Origin of the sequence: Thermomonas sp., assembly GCF_046293095.1 — a bacterium.
Taxonomy (GTDB): Bacteria; Pseudomonadota; Gammaproteobacteria; order Xanthomonadales; family Xanthomonadaceae; genus Thermomonas.
Window position 1 is genome coordinate 180,445 of the sequence record NZ_JBKBPN010000004.1, and the last position, 18,513, is coordinate 198,957.

14 protein-coding genes and 1 tRNA gene are annotated in these 18,513 nt (G+C 68.2%); 7 read left to right on the forward strand and 8 right to left on the reverse strand.

Annotation, left to right across the window (positions count from 1 at the left end):
* A complete protein-coding gene (bioB, locus tag ACK4SG_RS09535; protein ID WP_409601505.1) occupies window positions 1-1,035 on the reverse strand; it encodes a biotin synthase BioB in 1,035 nt (344 codons plus the stop codon).
* Window positions 1,036-1,084: 49 nt separating this feature from the next.
* Between bioB and ACK4SG_RS09540 the strand changes: the two genes are divergently transcribed.
* Entirely contained in the window at window positions 1,085-1,804 is a 720-nt protein-coding gene (locus ACK4SG_RS09540; protein ID WP_409601506.1) for a ComF family protein, read from the forward strand.
* A gap of 17 nt (window positions 1,805-1,821) precedes the next feature.
* Here the strand turns inward: ACK4SG_RS09540 and ubiA are convergent, their stop codons facing one another.
* The 7 genes from ubiA to ACK4SG_RS09575 form a co-directional block, all read right to left on the reverse strand.
* Window positions 1,822-2,745 (reverse strand): 4-hydroxybenzoate octaprenyltransferase, encoded by a 924-nt coding sequence (gene ubiA / locus ACK4SG_RS09545; protein WP_409601507.1) that lies wholly within the window; start codon window positions 2,743-2,745, stop codon window positions 1,822-1,824.
* A 51-nt stretch (window positions 2,746-2,796) separates the two neighbouring features.
* Window positions 2,797-2,873 (reverse strand) — tRNA-Arg (locus ACK4SG_RS09550).
* A 120-nt stretch (window positions 2,874-2,993) separates the two neighbouring features.
* Window positions 2,994-4,634, reverse strand: coding sequence for a M4 family metallopeptidase (locus ACK4SG_RS09555; RefSeq protein ID WP_409601508.1), 1,641 nt, complete (start codon window positions 4,632-4,634; stop codon window positions 2,994-2,996).
* Window positions 4,631-5,242, reverse strand: a complete 612-nt coding sequence (locus tag ACK4SG_RS09560) for a hypothetical protein (RefSeq protein WP_409601509.1) — start codon at window positions 5,240-5,242, stop codon at window positions 4,631-4,633. The genes ACK4SG_RS09555 and ACK4SG_RS09560 overlap by 4 nt, the downstream gene beginning before the upstream one ends.
* Window positions 5,239-5,658, reverse strand: coding sequence for an EF-hand domain-containing protein (locus tag ACK4SG_RS09565; protein WP_409601510.1), 420 nt, complete (start codon window positions 5,656-5,658; stop codon window positions 5,239-5,241). The genes ACK4SG_RS09560 and ACK4SG_RS09565 overlap by 4 nt, the downstream gene beginning before the upstream one ends.
* Window positions 5,655-6,752 carry a TIGR03032 family protein gene (locus tag ACK4SG_RS09570; RefSeq protein WP_409601511.1) on the reverse strand — a complete coding sequence of 366 codons (1,098 nt, stop codon included), beginning with the start codon at window positions 6,750-6,752 and terminating at the stop codon, window positions 5,655-5,657. The genes ACK4SG_RS09565 and ACK4SG_RS09570 overlap by 4 nt, the downstream gene beginning before the upstream one ends.
* 165 nt (window positions 6,753-6,917) lie before the next feature.
* Window positions 6,918-12,221 carry a hypothetical protein gene (locus ACK4SG_RS09575; RefSeq protein WP_409601512.1) on the reverse strand — a complete coding sequence of 1,768 codons (5,304 nt, stop codon included), beginning with the start codon at window positions 12,219-12,221 and terminating at the stop codon, window positions 6,918-6,920.
* 287 nt (window positions 12,222-12,508) lie between these two features.
* On the opposite strand from ACK4SG_RS09575, the gene ACK4SG_RS09580 reads away from it, so the two are divergent.
* From ACK4SG_RS09580 to ACK4SG_RS09605, 6 genes are all read left to right on the forward strand, one after another.
* A complete protein-coding gene (locus tag ACK4SG_RS09580; RefSeq protein ID WP_409601513.1) occupies window positions 12,509-13,030 on the forward strand; it encodes a c-type cytochrome in 522 nt (173 codons plus the stop codon).
* 99 nt (window positions 13,031-13,129) lie between these two features.
* Window positions 13,130-13,804: an alpha/beta hydrolase gene (locus ACK4SG_RS09585; protein ID WP_409601514.1), complete on the forward strand. Its 675-nt coding sequence runs from the start codon at window positions 13,130-13,132 to the stop codon at window positions 13,802-13,804.
* Window positions 13,801-14,904 (forward strand): cell division protein ZapE, encoded by a 1,104-nt coding sequence (gene zapE, locus ACK4SG_RS09590; protein ID WP_409601515.1) that lies wholly within the window; start codon window positions 13,801-13,803, stop codon window positions 14,902-14,904. The genes ACK4SG_RS09585 and zapE overlap by 4 nt, the downstream gene beginning before the upstream one ends.
* On the forward strand, window positions 14,901-15,722 hold the full coding sequence (gene queF, locus ACK4SG_RS09595; RefSeq protein ID WP_409601516.1) for an NADPH-dependent 7-cyano-7-deazaguanine reductase QueF: 822 nt from the start codon (window positions 14,901-14,903) through the stop codon (window positions 15,720-15,722). The genes zapE and queF overlap by 4 nt, the downstream gene beginning before the upstream one ends.
* A complete protein-coding gene (locus ACK4SG_RS09600) occupies window positions 15,719-16,180 on the forward strand; it encodes a hypothetical protein (protein ID WP_409601517.1) in 462 nt (153 codons plus the stop codon). The genes queF and ACK4SG_RS09600 overlap by 4 nt, the downstream gene beginning before the upstream one ends.
* 86 nt (window positions 16,181-16,266) lie before the next feature.
* Entirely contained in the window at window positions 16,267-18,480 is a 2,214-nt protein-coding gene (locus tag ACK4SG_RS09605) for an NADP-dependent isocitrate dehydrogenase (RefSeq protein ID WP_409601518.1), read from the forward strand.
* The last annotated feature ends 33 nt before the right edge of the window (window positions 18,481-18,513 follow it).

The window sequence follows — 18,513 nt, forward strand, 5'->3', positions numbered from 1 at the left end:
TCAGGCCGCTTCGGTGATGCCCGCATGCACGGTGGTCGTGCAGGCGTCGATGCGGTCGTCGTGCGCCGCCTCCACCGGCATGGGCCGCAGGCCCAGCCGCGCAAACAGCGCAAGATCGCGCTCGGTGTCGGGGTTGCCGGTGGTCAAGAGTTTTTCGCCATAGAAGATGGAGTTGGCGCCCGCAGTGAAGCACAGCGCCTGCAGCTCGTCACTCATCGATTCCCGGCCGGCCGACAGCCGCACCATCGACGCCGGCATCAGGATCCGCGCGACGGCGACGGTACGGACGAACTCGAACGGATCCAGTTCAACCGTGCCGTGGAGCGGCGTGCCTTCCACCTGCACCAGCCGGTTGATCGGCACCGAGTCCGGGTGCGCCGGCAGGTTGGCCAGCGTCTGCAGCAACCCGGCGCGCTGGCGACGCGATTCGCCCATGCCGACGATGCCGCCGCAGCAGGTCTTCATACCGGCGTCGCGCACGTGGGCCAGCGTGTCCAGTCGGTCCTGCACCTCGCGGGTATGGATGATGTCGCCGTAGTACTCGGGATCGGTGTCAAGGTTATGGTTGTAGTAGTCCAGGCCGGCAGCCTTCAGCGCCTGCGCCTGGGTGCCGCTGAGCATGCCCAGCGTGGCGCAGGTCTCCAGGCCCAACGCCTTCACCTCGCGGATCATCGCCGCGACCTTCGGGATGTCGCGGTCTTTCGGGCTGCGCCAGGCCGCGCCCATGCAGAAGCGCGAGGCGCCCGCGGCCTTGGCCTGGCGCGCTCGCGCCACCACCGCGTCGGTCTCCATCAGTTTGGTCGCCTCGACCCCGGTGTGGTAGCGCGCCGCCTGCGGGCAGTAGCCGCAGTCTTCCGGGCAGCCACCGGTCTTCACCGACAGCAGCGTGGACACCTGCACTTCAGTCGGATCGAAATGCTGGCGGTGCGCCGTGCCGGCACGATGCAGCAGTTCGGGGAAGGGAAGATCGAACAGGGCTTCGACTTCGGCGCGGGACCAGTCGTGGCGGATGGGGAAAGCGGCGACCTGGGGCATAGGGGTTTTCCGACTGACGCGGGGCGACAAGGGCGGCAGTCTGGAATGCATGGCCGGCACCGTCAACCAATTGCCCTGGCGGAAAGTTGACGGCGCGCCGCTGTGCTGGCTGCTGCCGCCACGCTGCGTGGTCTGCGGCGACCCCGGACTGCCGGGTTGCGACCTCTGCGAAGCGTGCCGTGCCATCCTCCCGGCGCCCCGCCATGCCTGCCCGCGCTGCGCGCTGCCGCAGCCGCGCGCAGGCACCTGCACGAGCTGCACCGCGGCGCCCCCGCCGCTGGACGCCGCGCACGCCGCGTTCGCCTATACCTTCCCGCTGGACCGGCTGCTGCCGCGGCTGAAATTCCATCGGGACTTCGCCGCCGGGCGGGTGCTGGCACAAGCCATGGTCGATCGCTTCACCGGCTTGCCCCGGCCGCAGGCACTGGTGCCAGTGCCGCTGCATCCTGCGCGCCTGCGCCAGCGCGGCTACGACCAGGCGCTGGAACTGGCACGCCCGCTGGCCCGGGCCCTGCACCTGCCGCTGCACGCCGACCTGCTGCGGCGCACGCGCGCCACCCGGGCGCAGTCGCGGCTGGACGCAGATGCCAGGCGGCGCAACCTGCTGGACGCGTTCCGGGTGGACGCCTGCGGCAGCGCCCTCCCGCACCACGTGGTGCTGGTCGATGACGTGATGACCACCGGCGCGACCCTGCATGCGGCGGCACGCGCGCTGCGTGCGGAGGGCGTGACGCGGGTGGAGGCGTGGGTCTGCGCGCGGGTGGCGTGAGCGGCGCAGGGCAACGGTCAGGCGGCGGCGACCTTGGCGCGCAGGGCGAAGTCCAGGGCGATACCGGCGAAGATGGCCAGGCCCACCCAGTTGTTGTGCAGGAACGCGCGGAAACAAGCATCGCGGTCGCGGCCACGGGCCAGCCCGAACTCCCACGCCACCAGCACCAGGGCCGTGCCCAATCCCGCCCAGTACCACAGGCCCAGCGCGGCATCGCGCCCCACCAGCGCCAGCGCGACGAACATGCAGGCGTACAGCACGCCCTGCGCCACCAGGTCCATGTCGCCGAACAGGATTGCGGTGGATTTGGCCCCCATGCGGATGTCGTCCTCACGATCGACCATCGCGTACCAGGTGTCGTAGGCCGTGGCCCAGAAGATGTTGGCGACGTACAGCACCCACGCGATCGGCGGCACGCCGCCGGTCAGGGCGGCGAACCCCATAGGGATGCCCCAACCGAACGCCATCCCCAGATAGACCTGCGGCAGGTAGGTGTAGCGCTTCAGATACGGGTAACTGGCGGCCAGAAACACCCCGACCACGCTCATGTAGATGGTCAACCGGTTCAGCGTCAGCACCAGCGCGAAGGCCACCAGCATCAGCACGGCGAACACCGCCAGCGCCTCGCGGCCGGACACGGCGCCGGTGGCCAGCGGGCGATGGCGCGTGCGTTCCACGCTGCCGTCCAGCCAGCGATCGGCATAGTCGTTGATCACGCAGCCGGCCGACCGCGTCAGCCACACGCCCAGCGAGAACACCAGCAGCGGCCACAGCGGCGGCAGGCCGTCGGCGGCGAGCCACAGGCCCCACCACGTGGGCCACAGCAGCAGCAACCAGCCGATCGGGCGATCGCCGCGCACCAGCCGCCAATACTGGCGCAGACGCTCGCGCCAGCGCGGTTCGATGGCGGGCGGCGAAGGGACGTCGGGGGATCGGGGCATCGGACGGGACGCGTCGGGCCTGCGGACGCAGGGCCCGCCGTCGGGAAGAAGTGGCGCGCCCGGAGGGATTCGAACCCCCGACCAATGGCTTCGGAAGCCACTACTCTATCCGGCTGAGCTACGGGCGCGTCGTGCCATCAAGCCGATGGCAGGGCGGCATTCTCGCATGGATCGGCGGCGTTGCGCTGCCCCCAAACGCGGAACGGCCCGCTTGCGCGGGCCGTTCCTTGTTGCTCCCACCTCAGCGATCAGATCGCCGGGGCGACATTCACCGCAGCCCAAGCGGCATCCACCGCGTTGTACTGGGCGGAACCCGCACCGTACAGATCGGTAGCGGCGTTCAGCGTGGCGGTACGGGCAGCCGCATAGTTGGTGCTGGCGGTCATGTACACCGTCAGCGCGCGGTACCAGATCTTGCCCGCGGCTTCGCGGCCGATGCCGGCCAGCGAGGTGTTGCCGTTGCACACCAGCGACGCCGGGGTCAGGTTCGCCCACGTACCCGCGCCGAAACCGTTCGGCACCACCGCGCCCTCGGCCAGCAGGTAGTAGAAGTGGTTGGCCACGCCGGAGCTGTAGTGCACGTCGATGCCACCGATGCCGCCGGCGTAGCAATCCGGCGAAGCGCCGTCCAGGCTCGGCTTGAACATCCAGCGGATCGCCTTGCTCATGTTGGCGTTGTTCGGGAACAGCTCCTCGCCGATCACGTAATCGCCCGGGTCATTGGCGTTGTTCGCGTAGTACTCGACCATGGTGCCGAAGATGTCGGAGGTCGCTTCGTTCAGGCCTCCGGACTCACCGCTGTAGATCAGAGCGGCGGAACGGCTGGTCACGCCGTGCGACATTTCGTGGCCGGCCACGTCGATGGCCACCAGCGGATAGATGGACGCACCGTTGTCGCCATCACCGAAGGTCATGCAGAAGCACGAGTCGCTCCAGAAGGCGTTCTGGTAGTTGCGGCCGTAGTGGACGCGGCTGACCGCACCCTGACCGTCATTGGCGATGCCGCTGCGGCCGTGGACATTCTTGAAGTAGTCCCAGGTGGTGGCCACGCCGTAGTGCGCATCGGCGCCGACGGTCTGCGAGTTCGACAGCAGGTTGTTGCCCCAGATGTTGGTGCTGCTGGTGAACACCGAACCCATGCCGGTGGTCTTCATCGCCATGTTGTGGGTGGCGCCGCCGCCGCGGGTCATGTCGACCATCTGGTAGGTGGTGCCGCACTTGGTGGTGTTCACCACCACGTCGCCCTCGGTCAGGCTCTTGCCGGTGCCGACGGCCGCGGTCGCGCCGCTGCAGGCGCCACCGGTGCCCGGACCCGGCTTGGCGGTCTGCACGCTGTCCCACTTGTTCAGGATGCGGCCGTTGGACGCATCGACGAAGTAATGCATTTCGGTCGGGGTCTGGTCCGCCTTGATGCCGTTGAAGACCACTTCGTGCGCCAGCACGGGCGAGGCGCCCAGCGCGTAGACCACGGTGCGGGCCGACGGTGCGCCGACGAAGCGGCTGCCGAACTGGGCGCCAGCCTCGACGATGGCCTGGTCGCGGGTGATGCGGCCAGCCAGTGCCGGGCGGGCAGCGGACTTCAGGCCCTGGCTGATGCCGGCCAGCTTGCCATTGCGCGAATGGACGACCATGTCGCCACCGATCACCGGAAGACCGTTGAAGGTCCGATCGAAGCGGACGTGCTCGGTACCGTCGGCATCGACGATCACATCACGGGCGACGAACGCGTCGGCGGCTGCGCGGCGCGCGAGGGTGGCGTTGCCGCCCACCAGCGTGCTGGCGCGGGCGATCACCGCGGATTTCTGGAGCACAGCCGCTTCTGCCGGGGCCGCAGTCACGGCGAGGGCGGAGGCGATGGCGAGACACAGCAGACTTGCTTGGGCTTTCATGGCGCTTTCTCCGTGGTGATCAAGGCCGGCGCGGTTGCCGTGCCGGGAAGGGATTGGTTGGTCTTGCGACGCACAGCGCGGGCTTTGCCCGTCGCCACCGCCGGGGCGGCTACCCGCGCCGGTGGTTGCAGGACGGCGTCCTCGAAATAGGAGACGCGGAGTTGCAGGCCACGCGGCGAATATCCGATGAAAACGGCATCGAAACCGGGTTCCACCGCACGTTTGTAGGCGGCGGCGATCTTCGCGTTCTCGATCTCGAGCAGGATGCCGAGGCTTTCGGGACGCTGGAGGCCGGCGTTGTACTGCTGGAGGACCTGCTTGCAGCGCAGGAAGAACGGCAGTTCCTGGTGCTGGCCGCGCAGGGCCTTGGCGAAGAACTGGCGGTAGTAGTAGGTCGGCTGGCGCAGGCGCGGGATGATCTTCAGCAAGGCCGTGCCGACGCCGCACAAGGCGCCGTCTGCATCGCGCGCGATGCAGACCACCTGGTCGACGCGGCGCTGGGCAGTGGCCGGATCGAGGACGGCCTTCTGCTCCTGCCAGAACGCGACCAGTTCCTTCGCCAGCTCGGGCGTCACCTGCTTCCAGACGGGGACGAACTCGACCTTCACTTCTTCGCGTCCTGCTTGGCGGCCAGGGTCTCGACGAGCTTGACGTATTCGGCGAACTCCAGCTTGGCGTTGCCGTTGGCGTCGAAGCGTGACAGCGGCGGGGCGGACTTGCCGGCCTGCTTGATCAGCACGAGGTTGGCGTACTCGGTCGCGTCGAGGCCGCCATCGTGATTGGCGTCAATGGAGGCGAACTGCCGGCGCAGGGCCATCTGCGTCCGTGCGGCGGCCTGGGTCTGTTCCCAACCGGCGCGGAACTCCACCAGGGACAGCTGGCCGTCGGCGTTCTTGTCCCAGGCCTTGAACGTCGCGGCGGCCGGATCCGGGCGCGGCGGGGCTGGCGGGACCGGCTTGTTCTGGGCCTGCAGCGGCAAGGCGGCAACCAGCAGCAGGACGGGCAGGAAGAACTTGTGGTTCATGCGGCACCTGCCTCCACCGGGATTTCGGACTCGAACGTGATCAGGTCGCGGATCTCGTTGGTGCGCAGGCCGATCATCATCGGGTGCTTCACGTTGGGCAGGAAGCTGATGTCGAAGATCTCGCCCATGTCGCCGTCGAAGCGGATCCAGTTCAGCACGTCGCCGTTGACCAGCGAGATGATCTGCACGCCGCACCACGGCTCGGCGTCGCGCTTCTTCAATTCCTCGTCCAGCTGCAGGCCTTCGAAGCGCTGGTTGCGCGGCTTGGACAGCCCCACCGCGGCGACATTGCCGATGATCGACAAGCCGCGCGCAAAGCCCGGCACGAAGGCGTGCGGCACGAAGGCTTTTTTCTCGAAATCGACCCAGCCCAGCTGGCCGGTGCCGGCGTTGAGCAGCCACAGCCTGCCGTTGTGCCAGCGCGGGGAGTGCGGCATAGACAGGCCTTCGCAGACGATCTCGTCGGTCTGCACGTCGATCACCACGCCGCCGTCACGGCGCCGCTCGCGCCAGCCGTCGACGCTGTCGCTCTTGCAGACCGCGGTGACGTACTTCGGCTCGCCGTCGACCATGGCCAGGCCATTGAGGTGGCAGCGGTCCTCCGGCGCCAGCTTGCTGATGAAGTTGGGCTTCCAGATCGCCTTGAAGCTGTGGGTCGTGCTGAGCTCGGCCAGGCAGGAATACTTGGTGTTCACGAACACCACCCGCCCGTCCTTGCGGATGCCCAGCTCGTGGATGTCCAGGTCGCCGATGGTCTGCGCGTTGCGCGGCACGTAGCACTTGTCGAACTGGCCATGGATGACCTCGTTCGGGCGCAGCACGTTCTCGAACCGCCACAGCTGGTACAAGCCGCCCAGGTAGATGCGCTGGGCATTGCCCACCACGCCCATGGCGCGCTCGAAGATGCGCTCGAAGAAGGACACGCGGCCCTGCTTGTCGCTGCCCACCAGGTAGATGCGGCCGCTCTGGTAGGAGGTGATCGCCAGGGACAGGCGGTGCTGGCCCAGCCAGCCGGCGAGCCCGCGCGAGCAGGTCTTCTCGACCTTGAGCTGGGTCAGGTCCCGCGGCGGGGTGGCCGGCTTGGGGGCGTTCACCGGCACCGCGGCTTGGTCGGGACCGACCGCATCAAGGCCGGTGTCGAGCCCTGGCCGATCTGGGTGGGATTGGATATCGGTGTCGTTTTGCTTGTTGTCGATGACCACGGGGTGTCCAGACTGCGTCTGCCTGCCGCCGACCCTCCCGGGCCGGCGACTGCAGGATTACCAGGAGAATCGGGCGACTGCCTGACCACCGATGACGTGCTTATACGCACCACCGTCGGTCCAGTTCATCCCCAGCCCAACACCGAAGCGACCCTTCTGCAGACCGAGGCCAAGCTCCGCCATGGTGCTGGTGCCCTTTGTCCCGGTGCTGCCGTAGAAGTTATCGGCCACGGTGTAGGTGGTCTTGCCATCGAACTCATGCACAGCATGGATCGATCCGTACGGCGTCCAGCGCAGGCCACCGAACTCGAACGTGCGGTTCACCTCAACGCCGAGCCGGCCCTGCTCGAAGGTGCCACCGTGCGACTGGAAGGTCACCCACGTGCCCTGCAGCGGCGTGATCCCATCGACCTTAGTCCGGGTGTACTGAAGTTGCGGGACCACGTTGAAACCACCCGCCATCCACTCGTAGCCCGCCTCCAGGCTGGTCGCCTGGGCGTGGACCCGGCCCGCCATGGTGCCGGCGGCGGTGGTCGAGTGGATGTCCGACGCCATCCAGCGGCCGCTCAGGTCCACGTAGAAGCCGCCCGGCGCGTACCAGGTGGCGTAGGCACCGACGGTGGCGCCGTCCATCCGGTTCTCACCAACACCATCGCTAAGTCGCTGGCGACTGTCCGCATTGCCCAGCACAAGACCGGCATGGATGTTGCCCGGCAGATTGGCGTTGATGCCGACTTCGCGACCCCAGCTGTTCTGGGCAAAACCAAAACGGCCGCCTTGGCCGAAATTACCGGCCGAATGGGTCGGGTTGATGTCGCCCTGACTGGAATAGAAGCGGACGAAGGCGTTCATGACCTTGTCCGCATCACCGTAAGGGTTCACGCCAAGCCGCTGACGGAACGTGCCGACCTGCGAGTTCAGGAAGGTCGCCGCGGCCGTTGCTGTCGTCACGGCCAAGGCGCCGGTGTCGTTCAAGCCAAGCACGTCGAGGGACACAAGGAACGCGGCGTCCCCGCCACTACCCGCCTCGCGGGTAGTGCGCGCACCGATGTCCAGGAAGTTGGACGCTGAATAGCCGACCACCTTGCCGCCCACGAACGAACCAGCGCTGGAGGCGCCGGACACGTGAACGAACGCGACCCCCTCGGTACTGGCCGTTGTCGGCATGCGGGTGATGCTGACGTTGACCATCTGGACCGCGCCGCTGGCAATGTCGCCGTCGATATAGAGCTGGTCGCTGGTCAGGTTGTCCAGGTCCAGATCGATGTTGATCGCACCGCTACCACCAAGGCTGCCGGCAATGGTCAGGCCGTCGTCGGTGGCGCCATCGAAGAAGTCGATGATGCCTGTATTGACCAACGGGAGCGGGTTTGCGCCTGGCTGCAACGCCACGGTACTGCCCATGTCGATCAGGTTGTCGCTGCCGATCACCTTGATCGTACCGGCGTTGTTGAACGCATTGCCGTTTGTGCCCGCGGCACCCAGCGACAGCGCACCGTCAGCCAAGCGGAGGGTGGCACCGGCCTGGTTGTCGATGACGTCGTCGCCGTCGCCGAAGTCCGTGCTGCGGGTGCTGCCGATATCCCACGTGCCACCGGCCTTGTTGTGCAGCACGTCGCCGCCGCCGTACAGCGAAAGCGCCCCGAGGATGCGACCGCTGTTGTTGATGGTCTCGTCAGCGTTGCCGCCAACCACCGCGAAGGCGTAGCCATCGGCGCCGCTGGCATAGATCAGGCCCGCGCCGCTGTTGTTGAGGACATTGCCGCCTGCATCGCTGAACAGCACGCCGACGTTGAAGCCTGCGTCAGCGGCGTGGAGGGTGCCGGTGTTGTTGACAGTGGAGCTGTAGTAACCACTGGCGGCGGCCGCGACCGCTGCCACGCCGGCGGAGGCCGAGACGCTCCCACGGTTGGTGATGACAGCATCCGCACCGCGGGCGATGACGCCGTAGGCGAGATAGGCACTACTGGCCTCGATGTCACCGCTGCTGGTGACACTGGCAGTACCGTAGTCGGCACGGGCAAACACGCCCACCGCCGCATCGCTGCCGCTCACCACGGTGATGCTGCCGCTGTTGGTAACGCTGGCATCGCCTGCGCTGGCCACTGCGAACACGCCAGCGGACTGCCCGTAGGCGTAGCCGGCAATGGCACCTGCGTTGTTCACCGCGACATCGCCCTGCGTGGCGAAACCGAACACGCCCCACCCGCGACCGACATATGAATAGAAGCCGATGTCGCCGCTTCCCGCGTTGCTGACCGAGAGGTCACCGTTGCCGGAGCTGGCGTACACACCGAACGCGTACTTCTGGCCGTTGGCGTACAGCGAACCCGCGTTGGCCACGCTGACGTCGCCGAAGGCCTGCGCATCCACCGCGCGCGCCTCGGAGTAGAGCAGGCCGGCCGCCGTCGCCGATACCGAGCCGGTGTTCTGGACGCTGGCGGTGCCATTGGCGCCGAACGCAAGGATGCCGGTGGCGCCGTAGAACCCCGTAGCCGTGCTGATCGCCTCGATGTCGCCGGCATTGGACACGTCGGCGGCCCCCGCGAACGACAGGGCGGCAACGCCGGTGGCCGCGCCTGCGGAATACACGCCGATGCCGCCGCCGTTTTCAACCAGCGTGTCACCGTCGCCCGAGGCCACCACGCCATAGGCGCCGTAGCCGTATTTGTTGCCCTGCAGGACGTCGATGTTGCCGTTGCTGCTGACATGCACGGTGCCACCCGTACCGCTGGAGGTCGCGGAAATGCCGCTGGCGCCAAAGTACCCGGTGGCCGTGATATTGCCGCCGCTGGCGACGTTCACTACCGCGCCGACGCCGCCGCTGCTGGCATTGATGCCGGTAGCCAGCGCGCTGTAGAAGCCATACGCGTTGGCATAGCCGGCGGTGATGTTGCCGCTGCTGTCGATGGCCAGGTCGCCGTAGGACCGGGCCTCGATGCCGGTGGCGTAGTAACCCTGGGCATCGACATCGCCGGTGTTGCCCACCGACACAGCATCGCCACCGGTGGCGTAGAGACCATAGGCCTTGCCACCGGGCCCCATGGCAATCGCGCTGACGGTGCCATCGTTCTGCACCGTCGCGGAGGAGGCGCCCTGCGCCTCGATGCCGGCGGCCCAGGTATAGCCCGCGGTCAGGATCGCGCCGCTGTTGGCGACGTTGACGTCAGCGCCGGAAGCGAAGATGCCGTCGGCCAGACCGTAATAGGACACGGCGGTGATGTCGCCGGCGTTGTGGACCGCAACATCGGCGGTCAGCGAATAGCCGTAGATGCCGATCGCGTCGCCATAGAGCGAGGCCGCGTAGATGTCACCGCTGCTGTCGATCCCTACATCGCCGTAGAGGCTGTAGCCACGGATACCCTGCGCGCCGAACACGAAGCCGACGGCCTGGATATCGCTGGCGTTGGTCACCGTCACGTCGCCGAACAGCGACAGCGCATTGATGCCGGTGGCGCCGCCTAGCGCATTGGCGGTGATGCTGCCGCCGGTGTTGTTCACCGTGGTGCCGTAATACGACGTCGCCGCGATACCGGTGGCGTAGTAGTAACCGTTGGACGCGATATTGCCGCTGTTGGACACATCGGCATAGGCGCCGCGGGCCAGAATGCCGTAGGCCGCGTAACCGCCCGAGAACGGACCACCCACGCTGGCGGTGATATCGCCGCTGTTGCTCACGCTGGCAGTACCGTAATCGGCGCGGGCGAAGGCGCCCACCGCCACGCCGCTGCCGCTGACCACGTCGATGCTGCCGGTGTTCTCTACCATTACGTCGCCGTAGCCCGCGATCGCGAACACGCCCGCCGACTGGCCGTAGGCATACCCGGAGATCGCGCCGTCGTTGGTGACGTGCACGTCGCCCTGGCCGGCGTAGGCGAACACGCCCCAACCACGGCCAAGGTAGGAGTAGAAGCCGATCTCGCCATCCGCGTCGTTGTGCACCGACACGTCGCCCGCGTTGGACAGCGCGTACACGCCGAACGCGTACTTCTGCCCGTCCGCATACAGCGAGCCGCTGTTGGTAACGGCCACGTCGCCCTGCGCGCTCGCGTTGATGGCAGTCGCCCAGTACTTCGCGCTGGCGTCCACCGAACCGCTGTTGTCCACCTGCGCATTGCCGTTTGCAGCGAAGGCGGTGATCCCGGTCGCGCTGTACCCCAGCGAGGCACTGCTGTAGACGGTGATGTCTCCCGAATTGGTCACCCCGGCATCGCCGGCGAACGACAGCGCGGTCGCGCCGTTCGCCGCGCCCGCCGACACCACGTCGATCGCGCCGCTGTTGTCGATGTTCGAGTTGCCATCTGCGGACGTCACGATGCCGTAGGCGCCGTAGCCGTACTTGGTGTACTGCGAGGCATAGATATTGCCGCTGTTGGTGACGCTCGCGGAGCCGCCCTCGCCGCTCGCCGTGGCCGCGATGCCCGCGCCGCCGAAGTACGACACCGCCGAGATGTCACCGCTGTTGGTCACGCCGACCGCCGCGTCCTCGCCATTGCTGACCGCGTTGATGCCGTTCGCCAGCGCAGTGTAGCTGGGCATCCCCGCGATGATGGCGCCACTGTTGTCGATCGCCACGTCGCCGGTGGACTGCGCTTCGATGCCGGTGGCGTAGTAACCCTGTGCACCGATGTTGCCGGTGTTGCCGACCACCACGTCGTCGCCGGTGGCATAGATGCCGAACGCCTGCCCGTAGGCAGCAGACGCGTAGATGCTGCCGTCGTTCTGGACCGTGGTCAGGTCGGTGGCTTGGGCCTCGATGCCTGCCGCCCAGTTGCCGTACACGCTGACCGCGGTGATGTCGCCGCTGCTCGACACGTCCACATCGGTGCCCGACGCGAAGATGCCGTCGGCCAGACCGTCAATGGAGCGCGCGAAAATCCCGCCCTCGTTGCGGATCTCGACGCTACCGTCCAAGGCATAGCCGTAGATGCCGATCGCATTGCTCAGGGAGGACAACGCTTCCAGTGACCCGGTCGCCTGGTTGTTGATGTTGACATTGCCCCCGGCGCTGTACGCGTAGATCGCAATGGCGTCGTACGTCTGGTTATCGAGGATCGGATCGGCATTGTCGATCGTGATGTCACCCGGGTCGGTGACGCCGATCGCCTGGGCCACCAGGCCCATGGGCACGGCCGTGAGATCGAACACCGGCGCAAGATCGAGGAAAGGCCGATCAGCCTGGACCACCCGCGTGGCAGGGGCCTTGACGCCGGATGCCACTGCACTGACGGGAAGTCCAAGCGCCACCGTCATTGCGGAAACAGCCAGCACCGAGCGCACCGCATGTGTCATGGGCGCCAGTTTCACGGCGCGGCGGTGGCGGGCCTTGCCCGGGCGTGTGCTGGTCCGGTGGTCGCTCATATCCCCTCCAAAGATTTGCAAAAAAAGAAAAAGCCTCGGCAGGAACGCGGGGTTCCCGTCGGCGTGCGCCTGCAGTTCGAGCGGAACCTCCGCCCCCCCTCTGCATTTGCCGTTTGTTCAGTTATCGCCGAATCCAGCCCCGGGGTCAATAACGTGACCACCCGCACAGTCCAGATCGCCTTCGGGCCCCGAGACCCCAACGCCCCCCCATCTCGCGCCGCCAACGCCGTTCTGGAATAATCCAGCGTCTGGCGGCCGGAACCGGCCACGACTTGTGCGGGAACACCATGCGGACTCACGACCTTGCCTTCCTCAAGCGCTTCTCGATGGTGATCGCCTTCCTGGCGTTGCTGGCGGTCGGCCTGATCCTGTTTGCCTATCACCTGAACAGCAAGGTGGAATACCCCGTGGACCCGGTTGCGCAGCGCAACCTGGAAAACCGGATTGCCCCGGTCGGCGCGGTGTATGCCGGCGCCACGGGTGCGGCCGCGCAAGCCGCCGCCGCTGCCGCGGCCACCGCCGCGCTGGCCGCTAACGTGCCGTTCGACGGCCGTACCGACGGCGCCGAGATCTTCAACAACGGCCCCTGCACCGGCTGCCACACCGCCGGGGTGGGCGGTGCGCCCAAGCTGAATGCCGCTGGCATCGGCGCGCGCGCGGCCGAGCAGGGCGTCGAGATGCTGATCAAGAAAGCCACCGAAGGCTTCCAGGGCTCGGTGGGCGTGATGCCGGCGAAGGGCGGCAACCCGGCCCTGACCGACGCGCAGATGAAGGCCGTGGTCGAGTGGATGGTGGCGCAGAGCAAATAAGCCTCGCCTGTCCGTCCGGAGGACGCCGCCTGCGGGCGGCGTTCGCGTTTCCGGGCTCCGATACGGCCAGCTTCACGCCAGCTGCGGCATGATGACGTCATGACAGACCCGATCGCCCAACCCGTCGGCACCGACGCCACGCTGACCCTCCCCGGCCCCGCCGGCCGAATCGAGGCTGTGTTCGAGGCCGCCGAGGCCCCCGCGCAGCCGATCCTGGCGATTGTCTGCCATCCGCTGCCCACCGAGGGCGGAACCATGCACAACAAGGTGGTCACCATGGCGGCGCGCGCCCTGCGCGAGTCGGGGGTGTCCACCCTGCGCTTCAACTTCCGCGGGGTCGGCGCCTCCGAAGGGGCATTCGACGACGGCGACGGCGAGCTGGACGACCTGCGCGCAGTGGCAGCGTGGGCGCGCGAGCGCTTCCCGGATCACGCTCTCTGGCTGGCCGGCTTCAGCTTCGGCGCCTGGGTGTCACTGCGCGCCGCCGAGGAGCTGGGCGCGGCCGCGCTGATCAGCATCGCCCCGCCGGTGGGGCGTAGCTGGGATTTCCAGGACATCGTCCTGCCCACCATGCCGTGGCTGGTGATCCAGGGCGATGCCGACGAAATCGTGGACGCCGGTGCGGTGCGCGACTGGGTAACCGGGCTGCCCAACCCACCCGTGCTGGTGGAGATGCCCGACACCAGCCACTTCTTCCACCGCAAGCTGATGGACCTGCGCGGCGCGCTCAAGAACGGCATCCGCGGCTGGCTGCCGGCACCGCCAGCGGCATGAGCGACGCCCTGCTTCCCTCCCAGCGCTACGCCGAGGGCGTGGCGCGCGGCGACTGGCGCGAGGACGCCGCGCAGCGGCCTGCCCTGCAGGCACTGGACCGCATCCACACGGCGCTGCTGCAACCTGCGCCAACGCGTGGCCTGCTGCAGCGGCTGCTGGGCGGCGCCGACCCTGCACCGCCAGTACGCGGGCTCTACCTCTGGGGTGGCGTGGGCCGCGGCAAGACTTTCCTTGTCGACCAGTTCTTCGCCGGGCTGCCGCTGCGCGAGAAGCGCCGCACCCACTTCCACCGCTTCATGCGCGAAGTGCACGCCCGCCTGCGCGACCACGCCGGGCAACGCGACCCGCTGGCGGTGATCGCCCGCGAGTGGCGCAGCACCCTGCGGGTGCTGGTGCTGGATGAATTCTTCGTCAGCGACATCGGCGACGCCATGCTGCTGGCGCGCCTGCTGGAACGCCTGTTCGCCGAAGGCGTGGTGCTGGTCACCACCTCCAACGCCGCGCCGCGTGACCTGTACAAGGACGGCCTGCAGCGCGCCCGCTTCCTGCCGGCGATCGACCTGATCGAGCGCCAGTGCGAGGTGGTCGAACTGGTCAGCGACACCGACTACCGCCTGCGCGCGCTCACCCAGTCACCGGTCTACCGCGCGCCGCTGGATGCCGAGGCGGATGCCTGGCTGGAGCGGCGCTGGCACGAGCTCGGCGGCGACGACGGCCACCGCGACGCCGGCATCGTCATCGACGGCCGGCGCATCCCGGTGCGGGCGCGCAGCAAGGGGGTGTGCTGGTTCGACTTCGCCGCGCTGTGCGAAGGCCCGCGCGGCAACGCCGACTACATCGAGATCGCCCGCGAATTCCACACCGTGCTGGTCGGCGGCATCCCGCGCTTCGACGCGCTGCGCGACGATGCCGCGCGCCGCTTCGTCCACCTGGTGGACGAGCTGTACGATCGCCATGTCAACCTGGTCTGCACCGCCGACGCCGCGCCGATGGCGCTGTACGCGGGCGAGCGCCTCGTCGGTGCGTTCGAACGCACCGCCTCGCGTCTCATCGAGATGCAGTCCGCCGAGTACCTCGCCCACGAGCACCGCTGCGAATGAACGCCAACACCACCGCCGGCTCGCCGCTCGGCCGCGACACCGCCTACCCCTCGGGCTACGACCCGGGCCTGCTGTACCCGATCCCGCGGGCGCCGGCGCGCGCCCAGCTGGGCATCACCGGTGCGCTGCCGTTCGTGGGCGTCGACCGCTGGCAGGCGTTCGAGCTGTCGTGGCTGGACCTGCGCGGCAAACCGCACGTGGCCACCGCGACCCTGCAGGTGCCGGCCAGTTCGCCGCACCTGGTGGAATCGAAGTCATTGAAGCTGTACCTGAACTCGCTCAATGCCGCCCGCTTCGCCACCGCGGAAGCGCTGCAGGCCTGCATCGAGGCCGATCTCTCGGCCGCGGCCGGCGCGCCGGTCACGCTGGCCTTCGGCGTGGCGCCGATGGACGATGCCACTGGCCACCTGATCCGCATCGACGATCTGGACATCGCCATCGACCACTACGGCCCGCCGGACGCGGCGCTGCTGCAGGCGGACCCAGGCAACGTGGTCGAGGAGACCCTGGCCAGCGCGCTGCTGAAGTCCAACTGCCCGGTGACCGGCCAGCCCGACTGGGCGGACGTGACCATCACCTACCGCGGTCCGCAGATCGACCGCGCCAGCCTGCTGCGCTACGTCGTGAGCTTCCGCGAACACGCCGGCTTCCACGAGCAGTGCGTGGAACAGCTGTTCGTCGACCTGCTGGCGCGCTGCACGCCGACCGCACTTTCGGTGGAAGCCCGCTACACGCGGCGCGGCGGGCTGGACATCAACCCCTGGCGCGGCACCCCCGGCAGCACACCGCCGGCGCCGCGACGCACCCTGCGCCAATGACCGGGCGGCGTCGGCTGGGCCTGCTGGCCGGTCTGCTGGCGCTGGCGGGATGTCAGCGCCCTGCCGCGCCGCCAGCACCGCCCACCGTGCCAGCGGCCAACACCGCGACGCCGGTCGTCCCGGCCACGGTGCGCGTTACCCGGCTGGACCTTGGCAACGCCGTGGACGGGGATGGCCGCGTGGTCCGGCCCCGCGTGCACTTCACGCCCGGGGACACGCTGTACGCCAGCGTCGGCTTCCACGGCCGCGACGCGCTGGCACATGCGGTGGTCGTCCGCTGGACCTACCTCGACACCCGGCAGGTCGTGCGCGAAGAGGGCAAGCGCCTGCTGCTGCAAGGCAACACCACGACGCTGTTCCAGCTGGCCAAGCCCAGCGGCTGGCCGCCCGGTACGTACCGGCTGGAACTGCGGGTGGACGGCACGCTGGCGCAGGCGCGCGTCTTCGAGGTGCGCTGAGCGGATCCGCGTCATTTGCGTCGTGTTTTGCCCCGCGACGGGGCGAGGCGCGACAATGGGGGCTTCCCCAGCGTCCACGAGCCGCCATGTCCAAGATCCTCTACACCCTGACCGACGAGGCGCCGTTCCTCGCCACCGCCAGCTTCCTGCCGATCGTGCAGGCATATGCGAAGACCGCCGGCGTGGACGTGGAGACGCGCGACATCTCGCTGGCGGCGCGCATCCTGGCGCAGTTCCCGGACCGGCTGGGCGATAAGGCGGTGGCCGATGATCTGGCCGAGCTGGGCGCGCTGGCGAAGACGCCGGAGGCCAACATCATCAAGCTGCCCAATATCAGCGCCTCGATCCCGCAGCTGAAGGCGGCGATCCGGGAGCTGCAAGGCAAGGGCTATCCGCTGCCGGACTACCCGGATGCACCGCAGGACGACCGCGAGAAAGACGCCAAGGCACGCTACGACAAGGTCAAGGGCAGTGCGGTCAATCCGGTGCTGCGCGAAGGCAACTCCGACCGGCGCGCGCCCAAGGCGGTGAAGGCCTACGCCCGCAAGCACCCGCACCGGATGGGGCCCTGGAGCGCCGACTCCCGGTCCCACGTCGCGCACATGGACGCCGGAGACTTCTACGGCAGCGAACAGTCGGTGACCATGCCGGCCGCCGGCAGCGTGCGCATCGAATTCACCGGTACCGACGGCGCCACCGTCCCGCTGCGCGCGGCGCTGCCGCTGCAGGCCGGCGAGGTGATCGATGCCAGTGTGCTGGACGCCGCCGCGCTGGCCGCCTTCGTGGACGCGCAGATCGCCGATGCCAAGGCGAAGGGCGTGCTGTTCTCGCTGCACCTGAAGGCCACCATGATGAAGGTCAGCGACCCGATCATGTTCGGCATCGTGGTCTCGCGCTTCTACGCGCCGGTGCTGGAGAAGCATGCCGCCGCGCTGGCTGCGGTGGGCTTCGACCCGAACAACGGTATCGGCGACCTGTACGCGCGGCTGCCGCAGCTGGACGCCGGCGTGCGCACGCAGATCGAGGCCGACATCGCCGCGCTGTATGCGGAGCGCCCGCAGCTTGCGATGGTGAACTCCGACAAGGGCATCACTAATCTGCACGTGCCGAGCGATGTGATCGTGGACGCTTCGATGCCGGCGATGATCCGCGACAGCGGCCGCATGTGGAACGCCCAGGGCCAGCTGCAGGACACCAAGGCGGTGATCCCGGACCGCTGCTATGCCGGCATCTACCAGGTGGTGATCGACGACTGCAAGGCGCACGGCGCATTCGACCCGGCCACCTTGGGCAGCGTGCCCAACGTCGGCCTGATGGCGCAAGCGGCCGAGGAATACGGCAGCCACGACAAGACCTTCCGGATCAGCGGCGACGGCGTGGTCAAGGTGGTGGACGACGCCGGCAACGTGCTGATGGAGCATGCGGTCAAGGCTGGCGACATCTGGCGCATGTGCCAGACCAAGGACGCCGCGATCCGCGACTGGGTGAAGCTGGCGGTGACCCGTGCGCGCCTGAGCAGCACGCCCGCGGTGTTCTGGTTGGATCCGCAGCGCGCCCACGACCGCAGCCTGATCGCCAAGGTCGAGCGCTACCTGCGCGAGCATGACACCGCCGGCCTGGACATCCGGATCCTCCCGCCCATCGAGGCCATGCGGCTTTCGCTGGCGCGCATCCGCGCAGGCCAGGACACCATCAGCGTCACCGGCAACGTGCTGCGCGACTACCTGACCGACCTGTTCCCGATCATGGAGCTGGGCACCAGCGCCAAGATGCTCTCCATCGTGCCGCTGATGGCCGGCGGCGGCCTGTTCGAGACCGGTGCCGGCGGCAGCGCGCCCAAGCACGTCCAGCAGTTCCTCGAGGAAAACTACCTGCGCTGGGATTCGCTGGGCGAGTTCCTGGCATTGGCGGCCTCGTTCGAGCACCTGGCCAACGCCACCGGCAACGCCCGCGCACAGGTGCTGGCGGATGCGCTGGACGCAGCCAACGCCATGTTCCTCGACAACGACCGTTCGCCGGGCCGCAAGCTGGGCACCATCGACAACCGCGGCAGCCACTTCTACGTGGCGCTGTACTGGGCACAGGCACTGGCTGCGCAGACGGCCGACACCGCGCTGGCGGCGACGTTCGCGCCACTGGCCCAGCGACTGGCGGACAACGAGGCGAAGATCGTCGAGGAACTCCTTGCCGTGCAGGGCCAGCCGGTGGACATCGGTGGCTATTACCAGCCCGACATGGGCAAGCTGGCGGCCGCCATGCGGCCCAGCGCCACCTTCAATGCGGCGCTGGGCACGCTGTAAGCCTCGCGCTCCCGCGGACCGCTACGCAGCCCG